14 protein-coding genes are annotated in these 20,609 nt (G+C 42.6%); 8 read left to right on the forward strand and 6 right to left on the reverse strand.

From position 1 onward, the window contains the following. Positions 1-299: 299 nt before the first annotated feature. Together HUZ36_RS10830 and nfsB are read right to left on the reverse strand one after the other, a co-directional pair. Complete coding sequence (locus HUZ36_RS10830) at positions 300-1,409, reverse strand: M35 family metallo-endopeptidase (RefSeq protein ID WP_176032843.1); 1,110 nt, start codon at positions 1,407-1,409, stop codon at positions 300-302. A gap of 516 nt (positions 1,410-1,925) precedes the next feature. Further along, on the reverse strand, positions 1,926-2,585 hold the full coding sequence (nfsB, locus tag HUZ36_RS10835; protein ID WP_176032844.1) for an oxygen-insensitive NAD(P)H nitroreductase: 660 nt from the start codon (positions 2,583-2,585) through the stop codon (positions 1,926-1,928). 96 nt (positions 2,586-2,681) lie between these two features. On the opposite strand from nfsB, the gene HUZ36_RS10840 reads away from it, so the two are divergent. Then, the gene (locus tag HUZ36_RS10840) at positions 2,682-3,593 is read left to right on the forward strand and encodes a LysR family transcriptional regulator (RefSeq protein ID WP_176032845.1); all 912 of its coding nucleotides are present in this window, start codon (positions 2,682-2,684) and stop codon (positions 3,591-3,593) included. A gap of 4 nt (positions 3,594-3,597) precedes the next feature. Here the strand turns inward: HUZ36_RS10840 and HUZ36_RS10845 are convergent, their stop codons facing one another. Beyond that, positions 3,598-4,446, reverse strand: a complete 849-nt coding sequence (locus tag HUZ36_RS10845) for a sterol desaturase family protein (protein WP_176032846.1) — start codon at positions 4,444-4,446, stop codon at positions 3,598-3,600. A gap of 119 nt (positions 4,447-4,565) precedes the next feature. On the opposite strand from HUZ36_RS10845, the gene HUZ36_RS10850 reads away from it, so the two are divergent. Continuing rightward, positions 4,566-5,534 (forward strand): AraC family transcriptional regulator, encoded by a 969-nt coding sequence (locus HUZ36_RS10850; protein WP_176032847.1) that lies wholly within the window; start codon positions 4,566-4,568, stop codon positions 5,532-5,534. A gap of 129 nt (positions 5,535-5,663) precedes the next feature. Here the strand turns inward: HUZ36_RS10850 and HUZ36_RS10855 are convergent, their stop codons facing one another. Further along, positions 5,664-6,806 carry a serine hydrolase domain-containing protein gene (locus HUZ36_RS10855; RefSeq protein WP_176032848.1) on the reverse strand — a complete coding sequence of 381 codons (1,143 nt, stop codon included), beginning with the start codon at positions 6,804-6,806 and terminating at the stop codon, positions 5,664-5,666. Between the two features lie 629 nt (positions 6,807-7,435). Here HUZ36_RS10855 and HUZ36_RS10860 point away from each other — a divergent pair. Further along, positions 7,436-8,434 (forward strand): RimK-like ATPgrasp N-terminal domain-containing protein, encoded by a 999-nt coding sequence (locus tag HUZ36_RS10860; protein WP_176032849.1) that lies wholly within the window; start codon positions 7,436-7,438, stop codon positions 8,432-8,434. Further along, positions 8,434-9,543, forward strand: a complete 1,110-nt coding sequence (locus tag HUZ36_RS10865; protein WP_176032850.1) for a GNAT family N-acetyltransferase/peptidase C39 family protein — start codon at positions 8,434-8,436, stop codon at positions 9,541-9,543. The genes HUZ36_RS10860 and HUZ36_RS10865 overlap by 1 nt, the downstream gene beginning before the upstream one ends. A 140-nt stretch (positions 9,544-9,683) precedes the next feature. Here HUZ36_RS10865 and HUZ36_RS10870 read toward each other — a convergent pair whose 3' ends face one another. After that, positions 9,684-11,522, reverse strand: coding sequence for a di-heme-cytochrome C peroxidase (locus HUZ36_RS10870; protein ID WP_176032851.1), 1,839 nt, complete (start codon positions 11,520-11,522; stop codon positions 9,684-9,686). Positions 11,523-11,947: 425 nt separating this feature from the next. Here HUZ36_RS10870 and HUZ36_RS10875 point away from each other — a divergent pair, with 425 nt between their 5' ends. The 4 genes from HUZ36_RS10875 (at position 11,948) to HUZ36_RS10890 (ending at position 18,113) form a co-directional block, all read left to right on the forward strand. Continuing rightward, positions 11,948-13,450, forward strand: coding sequence for an ethylbenzene dehydrogenase-related protein (locus tag HUZ36_RS10875; protein WP_318671117.1), 1,503 nt, complete (start codon positions 11,948-11,950; stop codon positions 13,448-13,450). Continuing rightward, positions 13,447-14,118: an Lcl C-terminal domain-containing protein gene (locus HUZ36_RS10880; protein WP_125253990.1), complete on the forward strand. Its 672-nt coding sequence runs from the start codon at positions 13,447-13,449 to the stop codon at positions 14,116-14,118. Before HUZ36_RS10875 ends, HUZ36_RS10880 begins: the two co-directional genes overlap by 4 nt. 10 nt (positions 14,119-14,128) lie before the next feature. Then, positions 14,129-16,093, forward strand: coding sequence for a pre-peptidase C-terminal domain-containing protein (locus HUZ36_RS10885; protein ID WP_176032852.1), 1,965 nt, complete (start codon positions 14,129-14,131; stop codon positions 16,091-16,093). 292 nt (positions 16,094-16,385) lie between these two features. Further along, positions 16,386-18,113 (forward strand): hypothetical protein, encoded by a 1,728-nt coding sequence (locus HUZ36_RS10890; RefSeq protein WP_176032853.1) that lies wholly within the window; start codon positions 16,386-16,388, stop codon positions 18,111-18,113. Positions 18,114-18,338: 225 nt separating this feature from the next. Here HUZ36_RS10890 and HUZ36_RS10895 read toward each other — a convergent pair whose 3' ends face one another. Then, positions 18,339-20,567: a TonB-dependent receptor domain-containing protein gene (locus tag HUZ36_RS10895; RefSeq protein ID WP_176032854.1), complete on the reverse strand. Its 2,229-nt coding sequence runs from the start codon at positions 20,565-20,567 to the stop codon at positions 18,339-18,341. Positions 20,568-20,609: the final 42 nt, after the last annotated feature.

Here is a 20,609-nt window from a genome sequence, read left to right on the forward strand (position 1 = left end):
TAACATAATGGAAGAATTTGCTCAGTATACTTTATGTCGGCTGAAATGTATGTGAATAGTATCGACGTTGAGTGGGCACTCATTGTCGATACTCGGTTGGTGGGGAACACCGTTGGTTATACTTTTGAGCTTAGGTAATTTAGTTGATTAACTCACTTCTTACCCCGGGTGCAGGTTAAATAGACAACAATTTGAAGGGAGAACTACCTTGTAAGCTTGATAACACTGCTCAGTTAGTATGACCAAAGTACTTTCTCCACTTCAAAAAATTTACTTAACCTTATGTTATATAAACAGCATTAGTTTTGATATGGCGTATTTTCCGCGAAATATTCGTGGCTATCAGCATTTTGGATAGCTTGGCTTGGGTTAGAAATCGCAAGGCTTTTCGCTCCAGACTGTCCATACACAATATCGTCAGTACCGGCGACCACATTAAAGTGGCTTAGCTCATGCACAATTGTTCCAGCGCGTGAGTCTGTACCAAGCTCATTTGCATTCCAAAATGCACGACATAGATATATCTTGTACGGTTGATTTGGATATACGTAAGCAAAGTACGATTGATTACAGCTACAGTCAAACGTAAGGTCTTGGTTATCAATTGCATCGTTAATGGCGTTAAAGTTTGCTTTTACCGTCGCATAACGGCTACTGGTTGCTGATCCAAACCAAGTATTGTAACGAGTCGATGGATTGTTTGCTGAGTGACTATTTAAATAAGCGACAGAGTTATTTGTGATTTGATCCGCCGCGTCCAATGCCGATAAAATGCTGTTTTTTTCGCTATTGCTACAACGGCCCGTGAAACACGTACCATCAGTACAGTCTGCTGCAGCGCCCGGCTTTGCAGCAGCCTGAATATTGCCTTTGCTTAACGGAACACCTTCAAGCCATAAGTTAACCGCATTGGAGCTTAGCTCTGCTACTGAGCTAGTAACGCTAGATTGATGCTGCATCATACGGCTTTCCATACGCAGCTTGTCATTTCTGCCAAACAGATCGAAAGACTCAACATCATAGCTGATCTCATAATTTCCAGGCTTACTGAGGTCATAAAGTCCTGACAATTCAAATGATTTTGATAGCGTTTCACCTGATTTTAATTTGATGAAGTCTTCTTCTGTGGGCGCATGGCGTTTATAGTGAGGGCCAAAGAAATCTACTTCTTTTCCATCTCTGGTAATTTTAAATATATGTTCTTCGTCGAGATCAGTATACCAGCTTAGGATTTTTTGATTATCTTTGCCTTGGTTGGTGATGTTTAGCGTGGCGATAACGTCGCCATTTTTCTTTGTATCAACATCGACATTGACTAAGAGGTTTTCGTTCATTGCATTAGCATGTAGTGATGCGCTGATAGCTGTGGCGAGTAACCCAGCCGATACTGTGCGTGATAGTAGTTTCATTATTTCTTCCTGTTGAGGTTTTCTCAGAGCCTTGATCCTCACAAGCAATTAAGGACTGAGTTTACTTGTTGTCATTATTTTTTGAAGAACTTCAAATTTATCTTCACTTTTAATTAACAATAATATATTCAAAGTTTCAAGTGTCACTTGGAAACTTATTTTTATGTTTGAGAGAAGAGATAAATTACTAATAATTTCATGAGTATGTAATGTTATTGAAAAGTATGGATAAATTTTAATCGAATAAAGAGAAGACTTTTTTGTAAATTTATTGTTTTATTTACGTTGGTTTACAATGATTAGAGCGAAGTGTTACAAACACTGATTGCGCAATGAACGAGACTTTTGAAAGTTATTGAGTTTAGCTTAGTAAGCAGCCTAGCAAATCCTCACTTAATAAACTCAGATTTATACTCTATTTTGAGATTGAGCAACTTGCCTACTGGCCAGTAGGCAAGTTGAATTTAAACAGTGAGTACAAACATTTATATTTAAAAAAGCTTAACTCTCAGTCGCCTAGATTTCGGTAATGATGTCTTCGATTGCGAGGCGTGATTTAGGTAATTTAGCATTAAAATCAGTTTCGTCACGGTAGCCCAGTGCGACAATGGCAAGGGGATCAAAACCTTGTTCAGTTAATCCTAACTCTTTACCTAAGATTTCAACATCAAAACCTTCAATGGGAACCGAGTCAATGCCAAGTGACGCCGCACCGAGCAAGAACTGTCCAAGATTTAAGTAAACTTGTTTACCCGTCCAAGCTTTGATTGCTTCATTGCTGGTTTGGTTTAAGCCGACAAAATAACGGCGGCCATCATTCATTTGTGCCTCGATTTCAGAGCCTTTTTCAAATCGACCATCGGCACTTTCTTTGGCAAGCACTTTATCTAAATGCGTATCATCTATATTTTGTTTTGCAGCAAATACAACAACATGTGATGCGTTAAGTACTTTTGCTTCATTAAACTTATAACTATCTTGTGTGCTTTTAGCCACTTGGGTTTTGCCAGCCTCAGTACTTGCGATGACGAAATGCCATGGCTGAACGTTGGTACTAGACGGGCTTAGTCTTAGCGCCTGCTTGAGTAGGTCAATATCTGAATCACTAATTTTTTTATTAGGATCAAAGGCTTTTGTGGAATAACGATTGTTAATTGCATCGCGTAACGTGTACATATCAGACTCCTAAAATTGCTTTAAAGACATAATATGGATTTACATAATCAATAAAAAGATGATAATGAGTTAAATAGTTTCAAAAATTTTTTGAAAATGAATACACAAGATTTAATCGTCGTGATGAAAACGGCTCAGCTTGGCAATATTAGTGCGGCGGCTGCGCAGTTAGATATGCAGGTTGCCACAGCGAGCGCCGCGATAAAGCGAGTGGAAAAGCACCTTGGCTTTCAACTTTTTGTGCGCTCTACGCGTAGCTTAAGGCTATCAAAGCAAGGTGAAACTTACTTGCCAATTTGCGAGCAGGCACTTGCGCTTTTGGATAGTGGCAAAAAACAGGTGCTTGATAACGACAACGAAATTGACGGTGAGCTAAGGTTAACCGCACCGTCAGATTTTGGCCGTAATATTCTCCTACCTTGGCTAGACGAATTACTTGACGAGTACCCCAAACTTGCCCTGAAGCTTATTCTTAATGATCACAATCTCGACTTTTATCGTGACGGTGTTGATATCGCGCTGCGCTATGGCGCGCCTGAAGACAGTAGCTTCTACGGCTTTAAAATTTGCGATGTGCCATTGCTGCTTTGTGCCTCTACGGAATACTTAGAAAAACAAGGCACACCAAAGAGCCATGAAGACTTAAGCGAGCATCAAGGGCTATTCTTTTTGATCAGAGGCAGTAAGTTTGATACGTGGAAACTGACGAAAAATGAACAAACTTACAAAGTGGTGCTTAAAGGGCGTAGAACCAGTAATGATGCGGATGTGGTAAAGCGCTGGTGTGCGCAAGGAGCGGGTATTTCATTGCGCTCCGCGATAGATGTAGCAGACCAACTAGAACAAGGTGTGGTGCAAAGTATATTAAATGACTACCGCGTTGAATGTAAGCCGCTGTGGTTGATCTGCCCGTCAAAGCAAATGATCAACCCAAGCGTGAGAGTGCTGCGCGATAAACTAAGAGTGTACTGCCAAGCGCTTGTAGAAAAGGCCGAGCGATATAAGTAATGCGCTAGGGCTTGACTGAAGCTGTACTCTTAGGTTTGTCGGGTAAATGGGTTGGATAACCAAATAACGCCAACCATTTGCCCTTTAAGGTGTTTGCTTGTGAAAAGCGGTGGAACATATGACGCCACTGAGCAAAGTTTACGTCTACAGGGGTTTGCTTTGGTGCCGCACCTCTTATTCCATAGCAAATTGTTATGTCTATACGCTCCTCAACAAAGGTGCCAAAAAGCTTATCCCAAATGATGAGCACCCCGGCAAAGTTTTTATCTATATAATCGGGATTACTGGCATGATGAACTCTGTGGTGGGAAGGCGTATTAAAAATCCGCTCTACCATCCCTAATCGATTAACTGTTTGTGTATGAACAAAAAATTGAAAAGCTAAGTTAATTGCGACGATGGCAAATACCAAGGTAGGGGTAAATCCAAGGAGTATCATAGGCAGCCAGAATAGCCACATACCGACAATTGGGTAAAGCAAGCTTTGGCGAAATGCGGTGGTAAAGTTCATTTTATTAGAGCTATGATGCACTACGTGTGCGCTCCAAAGCCAATGAATACAGTGTGATGCCCGGTGAAACCAGTAATACAAAAAATCTTGCAAGATAAAACCAAAAAGCAAAGTAAAGAGATTGAGTTCGATTGTGAACAAAGCAAATTGATGGAGCCAGTAAAAGAGTGGCATCAATACAAGCAAAGCTAGCGCGTCGCTGCCTTGATGGAGCAAGGCAAGTAGGGCATTGAGCATTGAATCTCGCCAATCATAATATTCGTGGTGCTTGATGTACTCCCAAGCAACACAAAGTAAAAAGGCGGGACTGAGTGCCAGTAAAATTAGCGATACATCAATCATATACAGCTCCTTCTTTAGCCAAAGCTTTGGTACTTTATGCACTAGCGTAACGGGATAGTCATTGACAATCCTGCCAAACTGCGCCAAAAATTTGTCCAAATACGACAAAAGGAACTGCAATGCACTCAACTTCGTTTGTATATTTTTATAGTGCGTGGGTACATATTCATGACCATTTTACTGATAACAAGAGACTGCTAGGTGAGCTTGCAGAGCTAGTAGCGTCACGGCCTGAACGTGTACCACTTGTTGAATATGAGCGACTGCTTGAGGTAGGGCTGGAGCTGAGCGGCGATCCCTTGATTGGTTTTGAACTGGGTAAAGCCATTCAGTTGCATGACTATGGAGCGCTAGGTTACTTGGTCGAAACCAGTAAAGACTTACAGCAAGCGATTACCTCTTTATTGCATTACGATGCCATTGTTGCCGATATTGGCCTCGCTGTATTCACAAGTGATAGCGACAATGCCAAGTTAACTTGGCAACCAAAAACCCCGCTGGGTAAGCAAACCATTTTGCGTAATATGACCGCTTGGGTGAGCGCTGCACGGCAGCTTTTGCGTTCAACTTTATCGCCTAATCAACTCCATCTTAGCTTTAGCGTGTGTGACCGAGAATTACAGCGTTTACAAACTTGGTTTGGCTGCTCCGTTTTACAAAACTGCCCTGAAAATGCACTGTGGTTTCCGTTAGATTTTCTTGCCATGCCAGTCGCTACCGTCGACAGCCTAATGCACGAACATATTGAGCAAGTGCTTGCTAAAAGCGTCTCAGCGTTTTGTGATAATGATGATTTAAAGACCCGCGTTGCTAATTTACTGGCAGCAAAGCACTCACTTGCTGGAGTCAACCAAGCAAGTATTGCTAAAGCATTAAACATGAGTGTGCGTTCGATGCAGCGTAAGCTACAAATACAACACACTAGCTTTAGAGTCCTACTCGATGAAGAGCGAAAGCTTCGATTTGAACAGCTCATCGGCAACACGAGATTACTCGATATTGTCGATGCGCTCGGTTTTACAGAACAAAGTGCGCTCAATAAAGTTTGTATGAAATGGTACGGAAAATCACCATCAAAGCTAAAATGAAGAGCCGAAGGTGGGTAAGTTTGGGCTAGTTAGTCAAACTCCCTGCATCGGTGCAAATATGTATTGAGAATACATACTTGGCATCATCGATTTCCAACAACCGTTACCTCACCGCTTACGCGTTTTCATTCAATAAATCGAAGGGTCTTCCCCGTTCCATAATTTTAAAGCAGCCAATATTTCAAAGGTTGCATAAGTAAAGTCACTTACATTCAAGGACACCGAATTACACATTCCCACAACAGACGTTTTGGTGTCTGGCCTTCGAATGTAACTGGTGTCTGTGCCGACCCAACCCCCGTTGTGGAAATAATAACGTCCATCAGTATTTTGCCCATTGGCGTAATACCACTTTCCTTCGTCACTCTCTGGAATATTGATATTTGGCTTGTTCATTAGCGCCATTAACGTTTCTGGATTTTTGCCTAGCTTAGGAGTTTGGAAGTGAGTATCCCAAATAAGCATGTCATCTATGGTGGTGAATAAGCCTCCATCACCAATAGTGTGTAAAGCGGTTAAATGATTGAGCTGTTTTCCTGCTTCAGGTGAACGATATCCTGAAGCGCGGTGAGGAATAACCTCTTCGGCGCTATCTGAAAAAAATGTGTGCTTCATACCGAGCGGCTTAAATATACGCTTGTCGGTGAATTCGCGTATCGTCATTCCGCTTACCCGCTCAATCAATTTTGCCAGAATGATATACCCGTGATTACTGTATTTCATTGTGGTGTCAGGCTCATGTACAAGCGGGAAATCTTTAATGACAGAATAGTATTCCGCATTTGGTATGAATTTTTCACTACCTATCATAAATCGGCTTAAAGGAGATTCACGTAGCGTGTCTAGGTGATCGTCGAAGTTTCCTAAACCAGAGAAATGACCTAGCATTGAATTAATGGTAATTTTTCTTCCATAATCTTTTAAATCAGGTAGGTGCTTGCGTATATCGTCTTCCAGCTTGATGGCTCCATCATCTGCTAATAACAAAACAGCAAACGCTGTAAATTGCTTTGATACCGACGCCATTCTGAATACCGATTGATTATTGAGGGGGATTTGGTGTTCTAAATTAGCCAGGCCATAGCTTTTTTTGAAAATAAACTTTTTGTTTTGGATAATACCTATAGAGCAGCCCGGTCCATCTGGGCTAATGCTTTTATCTGCAATTGCATCCATTCTTTTTTCTAAAAGCATTAGCTGCTTATTCTGTGCAACAGTTTGACCTGAACTGAGTAATAAGCTAAAGGTGAACGCCTGAATTAATCTGTGCATGAGTTTTTCCTATTTTATTATTTATGCTTAGAAACATTTGCCTTCCATGTAAACTAAAACGTTAGGTGATTTTACATTCGCACTAGCATTGTCAAGTACTGAAACTCGTTATATAACATTTTGTAACTCCAAAATATTAATCGTTTTAGGTTGAAAAATATACTCTATGTTTGTATCGGAAAAAATATGACATGTCTGCTAAATTAGCTACGCCAGTAAAGGACTAAAGAGGAGCCTTGATGTCAGAGTCAAGGCTAGTTACAAATATAAACAACTACAACCAAAGCGCTCATTGCTCTTGGCGTTTTGAAGTGTGCCTATCGTTTGCTATTTCATTCTTCATTTTCTTTTTAAACACGAGAAATCTTAATTGTTTTAATCAAATCTGATTGTGAATGTTTTTATGGTTTTCAACCTTTTGAAATTAAAGATTTTTATTTTTACTCTCGACCGCAAGAAAGATTTATCTTGAGCATCAAAATTACTCAATTGCTAAGAGCTATATTTAAGATTACAACTACTTCACTTTATGTGGGTGCTCTCAATTTCCCACTTACCCTATGTTAACTCGTGGGGTGCTAAAACCATCAAATATTGATGTTAAGCATCACCACTCAAGGACTCTTTAGATGCTATCTACTTTATTCGTTGTTGATCAAAGCACCGATGTGCTGCCGCTGGCAAACAACGTTGTCACCTTTGAAACCTATTTACAGGAATACCCAAAGCTTGGCGAATCAAAACTTCGAGTGATTAATTTATGTGACTGTGACCGCTATTTAAGCCAAGGTTACTACTGCTCTTTACTAGCTGAGGCGGGTGAAAAGCTAGGAATGAAGGTGCATCCGTTGGAAGCGTCTGAGCTGTATAGCTTAGGTCAATATGATGGCTTATTTATCCGTGAAACAACGGCAATTGATCATCACACTTATCGCTTTGCGCAAGAAGCAGAGCAAAAAGATTTAGTGGTAATTGATGACCCAAGCTCTATTTTGCGCTGTTGTAATAAGGTGTTTTTACATGATGCCTTTAATTACAAGAAGGTGCCAAGTTTAGAGACGCGATTTGTTAGCCAGTGCAATGAACAAGTAATTGATAAGCTCATTGACGACTTGTCGTTACCTCTGGTGCTTAAAATGCCTGAGAGCTCGTTCTCAAAAGGTGTTTTTAAAGTGAAAACCAAAGAAGAGTTGACAGAGCGCCTAGAGGCACTAATGAAGGTCTCTGCGATTGTACTAGCGCAAGCATACTTGTATACCGAGTACGATTGGAGAATTGGTGTATTAAATGGCCGTGCGGTATACGGCTGTGGTTATCATATGGCACGTAACCATTGGCAAATTTATAACCACGGCTCAAAGCGTAACTTTTCTGGTGGCTTTGACACTTTGCCAACGTTTGAAGTACCAAAAGCGGTATTGCGGGCGGCATTAAAAGCGGCAGCAGTCGTCGGCAATGGTTTGTATGGAATTGATATTAAAGAGCACAATGGTAAGGCCTACGTGCTTGAAGTAAATGACAACCCAAATATTGACCAAGGGGTTGAAGACAAGTACCTCGGTGACGAGCTGTACATGCAGGTAATGTCTGAATTATTAAGGCGCCTAGAAGCGAGAGGTAAAAAGTAATGTTACAACCGGTGTTAGTGCTTGAGAAGGCTGTTCCACAAGATTTGAATGATCTTAGCGCGCTAGAGCAACAATGCTTTAGTGCAGACAAGCTCAGCCGTCGCCAACTCAAGCATTACATTAATTTTGAACATAGCCTATTGCTAACCGCTAAACTTGCTGGAGAGCTTGTGGGATATGGTCTCCTTTGGTTACATCAAGGAACACGGCTAGCCAGACTTTATTCGCTGGCGGTGTCGCCACAGCATCAAGGGCAAGGCATAGCACGCCAACTCATGTCAGAGTTAGAAACCAAAGCGGGTGAGTTTGGTTGGCTATACGTGCGTCTCGAGGTTGCTAAGCGCAATACCTCTGCCATTGGTTTGTATAAGCGTATGGGTTATCGGGTGTTTGGTGAGTATCAAAACTACTATGCAGACCAAGATGATGCGCTAAGAATGCAAAAGTGTGTACGCAAGCTATCAAAACAGGCCGTATTACTTCCCGCACCTTGGTATCAGCAAACTACTGAGTTCACTTGCGGCCCTGCGTCACTGATGATGGCGATGGCGAGTATTGATTCTGGGTGCATGGGCGATCAAATATTGGAGCTTCAGATTTGGCGTGAAGCGACGACTATATTTATGACCGCCGGACACGGTGGGTGTCACCCGTTTGGTTTGGCATTGGCAGCTGAACGCCGGGGTTTTGCAGCAGAGGTGGCAGTTAATACATCTGGGCTGCTATTTTTGGACGGTGTAAGAAGCGTGCAGAAAAAACAAATCATGACGTTAGTACATGAGCAATTTCAGCAAGAATGTGAGTATCGAGATATTCCGATTCATCAGACCGATGTGCAATTAGCGCAGGTGGAAAAATGGCTATCACAAGGCAGTGCAGTGCTGGCGTTAATAAGCACGTATCGGTTAAACGGTAAAAAGGCACCACATTGGGTACTAATTACGGGTATAGATGAATTATGTTTATATCTTAATGATCCTGATGTAGAGGACAATCAAAATCCAATTGATTGCCAACAAGTTCCAATTGCAAGGGCAGATTTTGAAAAAATGATCACCTTTGGCGCAAGTAAGCTAAGTGCCTTAGTTGTGTTGCATGAGTCATTTTGAGCAAACAGTACTACACCGCCTGAGTTAAAAGTAAAGGGGGAGCTTGCTCACCCTTTACCTTAACTATCAGCAAACAGGTACTTCACTCAAAAAGTAGTGTTGATAAAGTAAGAGCATCAGTTATAGCCCTTATTTTGTCCTTATAATGTCTTTAAAAACTCGACAAGTTGCCATTTTTCGTCGTTGCTTAACGTTGTGCCATGGAGGTGCCCATGATTACTATTTCCAGGCATCACATCACCATTTCCCTGCTTTACATTAAATTCATTCATGCCTTTATGGGTGATATAACCCACATGTACAGGATCGAACTGGCGACTACCAACCCAAAAAGTATCCGGACGTAATTCAGGTGGTTGTAGTAATGACCATAAGTTGGGAACTGAGCCGTTGTGAAGATACGGAGCCGTTGCCCAAATGCCATTGAGTGGCCGAGCTTTGTAAACACCAGCATCATAAAAGCCATCTTGGCAATCTACATCCGTATCAGGGCTTAGATCATGCCTGTTTTTCAGATATACTTTGAGGCGTTCTTCTATGGACTTTTTGGCCGTGGTTTTCTTACCATTTGGGCCTGCACGTTCAGCTACAAGCCCAGCTTCAATGGCTTTGATGGGATGTTTTAACACTAAGCCGACCACCCCATTTACCGGTATATCAATCGCTCTATCAATGGCATCAAACTTATTTCCTATCAAAATATCTGTTTTCGTACCAGCCAAGAATAAGGTCTTAGCTTGATGACAACTGGCATTATTGGACATCGTCGGATCAGTGCCAATTGTTCTAACAGGTACGGTTACTGCCTGATAATCTTTAAGCACGTTTTTTCGGTCAATCAGTTGGTGACAATTGGCACAATTATTCTGATATAACAATTTACCCTGCGCGGCTTTATTGGTATCAATACCAGGTAAGTATTGCTCAGGCCAAGCTGGTGGTAATAAAGTTTTAACCCACGCCTCTAGTTGCCCAAGACCTTGAATATCGACAGTTGAGCTGTAACGAGCATGTTTCCCCCAAACTCGTTGCCAAACAGGTGCTTCCTCAATAGCTAGTGAACCGAACACACCGACGACTTCTCCGATGTTTCTGACCAAAGGACCAATCACAGGAACGTTTGGTGCAGACGCGTTCCACTGTACGACATTAGATTGATGCGTCCCCCACAAAAAGGGATAAGAGACAGGGGCCGTAGGTGCATTTTTATTATTGAGATCATCCAGCGCGAAAGCAGTACCAGCATTTTGAATATTACCAAAGGCGTCTAAGCGGGCGTAGCTGGTAAAGTCCTCAGGGTAGTGTTCTGGCAAAGCATTAACCGTTTGTCGCTCAGCGGTGGCAAGGGCAACATGTTTAAGATCTTCGCGCAAATCGTCAATTAACTCAGCAGATGTGCTTCCTTTTAATACACGTTTGGCAAACCGATTGAATTTCTGATTATCATTGAGCGTGGCTTCAAGTGCGGCATTTAAGCGGCTAAAAAAGAGCACAAAATTGGCCAGTGTCGGTGCACCTTCGATCAGGATTTTAGTGTCATTAAAATCAAGTTGATTGGTGTGACATGCCGCACAAGTCATACCAACCCAAGCTTGTCCGGTCTGTTGGTTGTGATGAAGTGCAAACCCAATAGGTAATCCCGATGGGTTATTTGCAGATGTTTTACTTGGCAAATAACGCAGCATTTCCATGTGTTCACTATCACGAAAAAGTGCGGTACTGTCGGGCTGTTCTAACCACGTAAACCATGAATAGGGGATTATCTGAGAGCCTTGACCTGTAAACCAAAAGTCCTGTCGTAACTTATCAGACCACCCTTGGTTTAGCCAAACCCGCTTAGGAACTTGACCTGAATGTGTTACTTGCTCAACAACTTCTTTTGATATTTCAGGTTTGTTAGTGGGCGACGTGCAACTTGCAAGGAGCAAGGTAAAGATAATTGCAGTGTTTATATATTGTAATACTGGTGGCTTATCCATAATTTTCTTTGCTTTGACGGTAAAAGTACAGACAACCTTAGTACATGGCTTTTAACAATCAAGTTACATCACATTACACCAATCAAGCAGGTTTATAAGTGACCTTGACGCTGAAATAGAGAGTTGGTCAAGCTATTGTTTTTAAAGCTTTCCTAGAGATGCCTTTTTACCATATTAGTGTTTTTTAGTAACGGAGAGCTCGCAGCTTTTTTCTATTTTATTTTTTATCTATTTGATATTTAGCATAAATTTTATTTAACAAAGCACAGACTAAGCGCCCCCTGTTATTGCTAAAACATGACTGCTCAAGCTGCTTGAGTTATTCAAGGCGCTGATTATTTATCAGACTTTACTTTTCAAAGATGAAATATTTATGTAAATTTATTTGTTTACACTGTATTTACTTTGTTTGTTGGGGAGCATTTGTGCGTCGAAGTAGTTTCGCTATTTTCCATTTGATGGCAGTGGTAGTTATTTTGTTTGGGCTGATCACAGGCCCTCGTTTGGCTATTATTAACCATGACTTTCTTGCATTTTTATCGCCGTTATTGCCCCAAGGTGCAATACTCTCAACGCATGTACTGTCTGGTTGTGTGCTGACCTTGATTGCGATTGCATTTGCATTTGTGAGTCTTCGCAGCCCCTTTTATGGTACGCCCAGCAAATTTGACAAACTCATTAACTGGTTTGGTTATATCAGCATCATCCTTGCCATTATTACGGGCTGGTTATTATGGTTAAGCCCACAATCTCTAGGTCTCATTGTTCATGGCATTTGCGCCGCAGCCATTATGGTTTATTTATTGCTACATGGGGTAAAGCATATTGTCTATAAAGGTAAACGAGTTCTGAGTGTGTTGATACCGAGAAACGCCTTAGTACTGCTAAGCTGTTGCATGGCGCTTGTGTATTGCTCAGGGTTAGGTGTGCAATATTTTATGTTGACGCAGCATTTACGATTAGAGATAGCGCCCCTGTCTGAACACAGTTTTCTTGAAATCGATGGTCTTGGTGACGAGCCTGAATGGTCTCGAGCAAAACCCGTGACATTAACTACGTTTGGTGGGGCAAACTTTACCAATGGCAGTAGTGAGGTGGAGATTAAGGCGCTGAGCAATCACAGCGAAACTTTTTTCCTGATCCGTTGGCAAGATCCCACCCAAAGTCTCTCTCACTTACCATTGGAAAAAACCGCAGCAGGGTGGCAAGTTCAAGAAGATGGTTTTTACCGTTTTGATGAGCGTACTTACTATGAAGACAAATTTGCCATCATGCTGTCGACAACCTGTGAGCTGGGAGGAGATGGAACTGTCCATTATGGTGATACCCCGTTAAATGATAAACCGCAAAATTGGCACGGCAAAGGATACCATGCCAGTACAGACGGTCGTGTACGAGATCTGTGGCATTGGAAGGCCCTAAGAACCAACGATATGTACTTGGCAGATGACAACTTTGTTGGAGCGGCAAAAAAGGTGGCGCTAGGAGAGCGGCGCTATACCGCAGGTTACCAAGCTGATGGTAAAGAAAGTGGGGCTTATGTAATGAATTGGCGTTGGTATTCACCCGACACAGTGACCCCAAAACGGCTGCCAATTCCTACCGCTGAAGAAACACCAAACAAGGTACTTGATTGGTTTTCTAGTACAGTCTACACACCACAATCTGATAGCGCGAAAATAGGTGAGCAACTTCCATCGGTGTTGTATCGCTCAAATCGTTTTGAAGGGGATAGAGCGGACGTAAGAGCGCGTGGGCGTTGGCAAGATGGTTATTGGACACTGGAACTGGTCAGGAAACACCAAACTAACTCAGCCCTTGATGTAGATTTACAGTCAGGTGTGTGTATGTGGGTATCGGCCTTTGATCATGCACAAATTGCACACACTCGACATCACAGAGCCATCCAGTTGCGGTATATGCTATGAATATCACTTCACGCTTTATTTTAACGCTGATAATCGTGGGGATGACCTTCGCTTGTTTGTGGGGAGAGCCTCCAAAGCGCAAAGCGCCAGCGCATAGTCGCTTTATCAAAGTAACGAGTGATATGCAGCCGTTATCAGCATGGCAAGGACCGTGGCATTGTGTATACGACAAAAAGTTAAATCTCATTTGGGAAGTCAAACGTGACGATGAATCTATTCATGACGGTTACTGGAGCTACTCTTGGTACGATGGTAATACAGGTATTGCTGATCAAGGGGATTGTTACTTTGAAGCATCTCGTTGTGATAGCCAAGACCTTATTCGTAACACCAACCGTGCTGCACTGTGCGGTAGTACTATGTGGCGCTTGCCTACCCCCGCAGAGCTGCGCTCATTAATTCAAACACCTAATAGTCCAGGTAGTCCGCATATTGCGAGTGATTTTTTCCCCCATATTAAAAATGGTGATTACTGGAGCAATGCAGCTGATGCCCAATTACCTCGTGCATTTAGAGGTAAAAAACGAGGGGCTGTTGCGGTGAACTTTCATACAAAAGAGTCGCTTTCATTGCCTTATGACAATGCTGCTTTTGTGATGCTGGTGGCAACGCCACCAATACAACTCTCTACGGCTCTAAGTGGTAATGAGCCTATTACGCTTAACTAGGACCAAGGAAATGAAATACACGTATACAGCAACATTATTACTTACCACGAGCCTCTCTTTTGGCAGCATGGCTGCCAGTGATTATCATCGGCTTGTTTGGGATGCAGAGCCTAGCACCTCAGCCACAATCGGTTTTACTGCCACATCGGGAACCGGTCATATCGTGAAATATGGCAATACGACCGATGAACAAACTTGGCGCAGTGGCGCAGTTAGTGCGACTCATACTTTTGATAATGGCCTTTCAAGTTCATTTGTAAAGTTAACGGGCTTAACACCCAATAGTGCCGTGTATTATCGCGTGTGTGATTCTGAAGGGTGTGGTCAGCGACTTTGGTTTAGAACGGCACCACAAACTGCATCGGGTATCACCGCTGTGGCTGGTGGTGATACGCGCACCGGATGGACAACGCGACGCAAGGGTAATGCGTTGATAGCCAAAATTAGGCCGTTATTTATTATGCACGGTGGAGATTATACCAATGCAAATTCAGCTTCTGAAATGCGTGAGTATCTAAAAGATTGGCAATTAACATTTTCAGATGACTTAATAAATGGGCTGGCTTATAAACGTATTTATCCGTTTGTCGCGACGCATGGAAATCATGAAGATGATAATTATAAAACGCTCTGCCAAGTGTTTGGCGTGGATTATGATCAAGATGGGACGTGCACCGCAAAGGACACCTATGGTGCGTTGAATGTCGCTGGCCTGTTGCGGGTTTATACGCTAAATAGTCAATTTAAAAACAGTGGGTGGTCGAATTATGCAACAGCCATGAATAACTGGTTAAAAAGTGATTTACAGTCGCAAGGAGCTGGCGCCAAATGGCGTGTTGCACAGTACCACAAACCTATGTATCCACACTACTCAGGTAAGTCTGACAATACCATATTACATACGTGGTGGGCGCAGACTTTTTATGATCATGCGATGAACCTCGTCGTTGAGTCTGACACCCATATCAATAAGCTCACTTATGCACTTAGCCCCACCAGTAATGGATTCAGTGCAACTACACAAGGTGGTACGGTTTATGTGGGTGAAGGTAGCTGGGGAGCACCTGCAAGAAGTGCAAATGATCCAAAAAATTGGACGATTGACTTGGCAAGTATTCAGCAGTTTAAAGTATTGAGTGTGACCAATGACAAGCTGACAGTACGTACCGCAGAGTTTTCTAGTAATGCGACGGCGTTGACTAAAGCTGAGCGTGACGCCGATCCGCTGGCGCTGCCTATGAATATGACATGGTGGTATGCCACAGAAATTGGTGAGGAGCTAAACTTACTTAAAGCTGCAAATAACCTTTCGGTAATAGATACACCGGTGATAGAGCCTCCTTTGCCGACAGAGTTGATCAGTGGTCAAGCTGAAACCAATTTAACAGGCGCACAAGCATCGCAGTCACTCTTCTATATTGCAGTGCCTCCGACGGCGACACAATTGATGGTAGAGACGCGCGGCGGTCAAGGTGACGTAGATTTGTACGTACTCTTTAATGCACCACCCACCACAAACAACTTTGAGTGTCGCCCCTATAAGTCTGGCAATAATGAAGTGTGTACCATCACACCGGTACAGTCAGGCAATTATTATGTGATGCTTAATGGCTACCGTGATTATTCTGGTTTGTCTTTGACAGCGACCTATTCGACAGACACACCGCCGGATCAAGGCAAGCAAAAACAATGGCCAGATCAAGGTGGAAGCAAAGGACAATGGCAGTATTATACATTTGATGTTGCACAAGGAACGCAAAGCTTACAGATCAGTGCAGCAGGAGGGACAGGGGATGCCGATTTATATGTCCGTTTTGGTCAAAAACCAACAAGCGAATTGTATGAGTGTCGCCCCTATGAAAACGGCAATAATGAGCTGTGTACTATTACAGCGCCGGCCGCAGGGCAATGGCACATTGGACTTTACGGCTACGCCGCCTATTCTGGCGTAACAGTGGAGGCTAATGCTCAGTAGTCATGGTAATAATATGCTTGAGCTTGGAACAAACACTTGTTTTTGGCTCAGGTTATACGTTAGGCCGGGTTAAGTAATTATTTTGGCGTGTGATCACAGAAGATAGGCTTGTTGCAAAATAGAGTGAATTGATGGAATTGCGACAATAATCAGGGTACAATTACGCTGCTTTTTTGGACGCATTCATGCGTTCTGGCAACGACCTCTGAGGCTCGCAATCGTTGCGGTTCGTAGGGAAGAATAATTGATCACGAGCTGGATTTAGTCTCGTGGTGATAACAAGGATCATATTATGAATACAAAACTTCTCGTTGGCTTAGGTGCTGTGGCTATTGCCGTTGGTGCTTATGTTTCTACTCAACCTTCTTCACCTAGCATAGCCATGGAACAGCTAGAGTATGTGCCTGCTGACACTGCAGTTTTTTGGGGGCAGTTGCAGCCTTTTGAGCAGCAAAAATACCTCTCTTTCATGCCACAGGAACTAAGGCAGATCCAAGATATTGAAGAAGTAACTGCAATAATCAGACAGGAAAATAATAAGCATCTTAACTTCTTGGCGACATTATTAGAGCAGTATAATCAAGCGATGACTTCGCCTGAGCAAATGAAAGCTATCCTTGGTATGGGTGACACCGTGAGAAGTGTGTTCTATACCGTAGGTTTGTTACCTTCAATTCGCTACGAACTTGCAGACCCTGAAGCGTTAAACCGTACCATCAAAATGGCAGCTAAAGACGCTGGTATTACATTCGAGGAAGACACGCTAGATGGCGTGGCGCTGACGCGTTACAAACTTGAGGTTGCCCCAGATGCCAATATTGAGCTGATCACCTCTATTCAGGGACAGTGGATCACCACTACTTTCAATACACCGATTAACACTGAAGCCGATCTAAAAATTGCACTAGGTATTGCCAAGCCTGCTCAATCACTTGCACAATCAGGCAAACTTGAACAGTACAACGAGCAATTTGGTTTTGATGGTGCGTCAATTGCGTTTTTAAATCACGTGGCGTTAGTTGATGGGATCACAGCAAATAAGCAGTCTGATTTGGCACGTATGCTGAACAACATATTGCAGTTAGGTGGTGGCGCAGAAGAGCTTGCAAACATCAGAACGCCAGAATGCCAAGCTGACTACAGCGCAATTGCGAATCAGTGGCCTGCAACGGTAATGGGTACTAAGAAGGTTCAATTTACTAATTCTGAAATCGACTTTGAAATTGACACTGTGGTTGTTGGTAAAGACACAGAATTAATGAAAGCGCTTGGTTCTATTCGTGGCTTTATTCCTGCGCATGTCACTAATGATGAAGACAAAGTGCTGGGGTTTGGATACGGCGTGGATGTTGCTAAGATTGCACCGCTTGCTAACACCTTATGGAGTCGCTTTACTAAAGCGGAGTTTTCTTGTGCAGAGCTTGTCGCAGCGCAGCAACAAGCTAAGCAAAATAGTCCAATGGCAGTGGCGATGATGACTGGTATGGTTAACTCTGTAAAAGGTGTAAGCGCATCAGTGTTTGATTTATCAATAGATCAGAATGCTCAAGGGATGCCTGAGCCAAAAGCGGTTGATGCACTTATTACGCTCTCAGCAGAAGACCCATTAGTATTGGTGAATACTGTTAAAGGTCTTGCTCCTATGCTTGCACAAATTGAAATACCTGAAGATGGTAGCCCCATCTCAATTAATCAATATATCCCTTCTCCGCAGCCGCTAGGAATAGATATTAAACTGGCGCTAAAAGGAGATCACTTAGTATTATTTACTGGTGAAAAGTCTACTGTTGTTGCACAGAAAATGGCAGACCAAGCACTTGAGAGTAATGGCATGACACACTTTAGCATGGATATGCAGGCCTTTTTGACACCAATGCTAACTGCATTGAAGTCAGCAGGACAACCTGTTCCTGAAAGTCTCGATGCGCTCCTGGAGCAAAATATGGTGTTTGAGTTTAGTATGGATGTGGCTGAACATGGCCTCGTATTCGGTACTGATATGAAGCTAAAAAAGCTATAAAGATTAAGTACAAATAACACGTAAAAAATGCCGACTTACTGTCGGCATTTTTGTGTCTGAGGTTATACCAATTTGACTTAATGCTTGCTCAATTTGAAGGCGTAAATTTGACGCTAACAGCGTTAAAAACTTCCTTTCCAGAACAACTAAATAGCAAAATTGTTACTTGGTAATCGACAAGATTTTCTCGCCTCAAAATAGACCGCTTAATTAAGAAAATTGATATTAAAATTGGTATCGCACTGTCATTTTAATATTACGACCAAGCTCCGCAGGATCATTGGCTTCACTTGCAGGTGCACGCAAATAGCGCTTATCAGTGAGGTTGTCTACCCCTAAGCGAGCGGAGAAATTTGATAAGCCTCCTGTTCCTTGATACTTGGCATTGAGATTGTAAACAGTATAGGTTTTTGTACCAAACCCTCGCTCTAACATCGCATCATCAAGGCGTTGCTGTGCTCGGTAGTGTAATAGTTGCAGACCTACGTTAATGTTCTCATTTAATTGATAGTTGCTGTTCCAAGTGAGCTTGTCAGCTGGCGCTTCTGAGTAGGGTTGCGACTGATAATCTATTGTGCCGAGATAAAAGTTAGGTACCCCTTCTACATCCATATTCATAGACGCGTACCCCAGGTACATATCAAGTGCAGCAAAGGAGTAGTGCGCCTCAATCTCAACACCATGACTAAATAATTTACCGATATTTTTGGCACTATAATCACGGTGTGTTGCGACGGGAATACCGTTGCTGGGCTCTGGACCTGGCGACCCAAGTTGTTTGGTACCATTGGCATCTATGTAATACATAAATGGAACATTATCGATGTAGTTATCTACTTCGGTATCAAAATACATAACCTTGATACTTAGGTTTTCAGCATAGTGTAAATTTTGCCAATTTAGTCCAAAGCCTATCTCGTAGTTTTGTGATTCTTCCGCTTGTAAATCTGGTTGCGGTTCACTGAAACATATCTTTCCACCAATGTGGCAACGCCATTCATCTTTTTTGTACAGCTCTTGCAGTGAGGGGGCTCGAAAGGCCTGCGCTGTTTTTGCGTACAAATTAAGGTGCTCAGCAGCTTTAATTGTGACACCAAGTTCACCTGAAAGTGCGGAGTCATCATTATCTTGATAGCCGGTAAAATGATCACTAGAGCGGCTGTAATGATCGAATCTTACGCCCCCTGTAAGTAGCAATTTGTCTTGCCACCACTGGCTTTGATCGATTATAGAAATTGACCAATTGGATGCGTCGCTATCACCGTAGTAGGTTGAAAGGTTGGCAGGGTTATCATCCCATTGTTGCTGGTCAAAGCTCTCCGCTTCATATTGGGCCTCAATTGCGAGCTTGTGTTTTACCTTGCCGGTAAAGGTTGATAAGTTCGCCACGCGCAAGCCATGGCGTTTACTCTCACCCGTTTTAGCACTGTCGTAATTGATTTTATTGCTGCCACGCTCGATAAATCCTTTGGTGATTTCGTCATAGGTCTTACGAGAGAAAAACGCTTGGACATCTAGGTCGATTAAGTCATTGTCGGCCTGATAGGTATAGTTAACCATTCCTTCAAGATAATCATTTTTGTAGTCTTCAGCGAGGGTGGGGTAGGCAATTGCCAAGTCCATACGCTGCGCATATGGTTGATCGATTGACTCGGTTTTACTGTAGTCGACTTTACTTGTGAGGCTGTGGTGATCGTTAATGTACCAAGTATTTTTTAGCGCAACGTTTTGTCGTTTGGATTCGTTTTTGATTTTACTGATACGTTGAATATCATCTTCTTCATCAGTATGTTCGTCAGCGACAACATCAATGTCACTATACTTTACTTGTCCGAAAGACAATACGGTATCGCTGTGATCATTTAAGTGGAATATACTGACATTGACATCATTTGCGTCAGCAACAGATAAGTGTGTTACAGACACACTAGCTCCAAGCCCTTGATTATCTTGCAGGTAATCAGCTGCACTTTTAGTGACTAAGCGTATGCTGCCGCCAATGGCACCTGAGCCAACAGTTAGCGAGTCAGCACCTCTTAACACTTGTATTTGTTTAAGCTGATCAGGATTAATGCCAAGGGAGTTAATTTGTGCAATATTTTGGCTACCATCAGAATCAATCTTACGTTTTACATTATCGACGGAGATATGAACCCGCTCACCGTACAGTCCTCTAATTGCAGGCTGTCCTGATAGCGGCGTCACACTGCCTGAAAACTCGACATTGGGTAGCGTTTTAAGTATTTGATTTAGATCTGCGGCTTGCTGCCTTGCGATTTGTTCTTTGGTTAGTGCCGAGACTGATGCGGCAACATCATGATTTTGGGTAGTTAACTTATGACCAAATACCTCAATTTTTTCGATAGTAGTTGATGAGGTGTCAGACGCTGCTGCATCAGCGGAGGCACCATAAAGCGCTGCAAAAATGCAGAAGGAGAGAGTAGAGTATTTCATTTATTAATCCTTAATAAAAACAATTACTATTTGCAGTTGCGG

It is taken from the genome of Pseudoalteromonas sp. McH1-7, from assembly GCF_013366255.1.
Classification (GTDB): Bacteria; Pseudomonadota; Gammaproteobacteria; order Enterobacterales; family Alteromonadaceae; genus Pseudoalteromonas; species Pseudoalteromonas peptidolytica.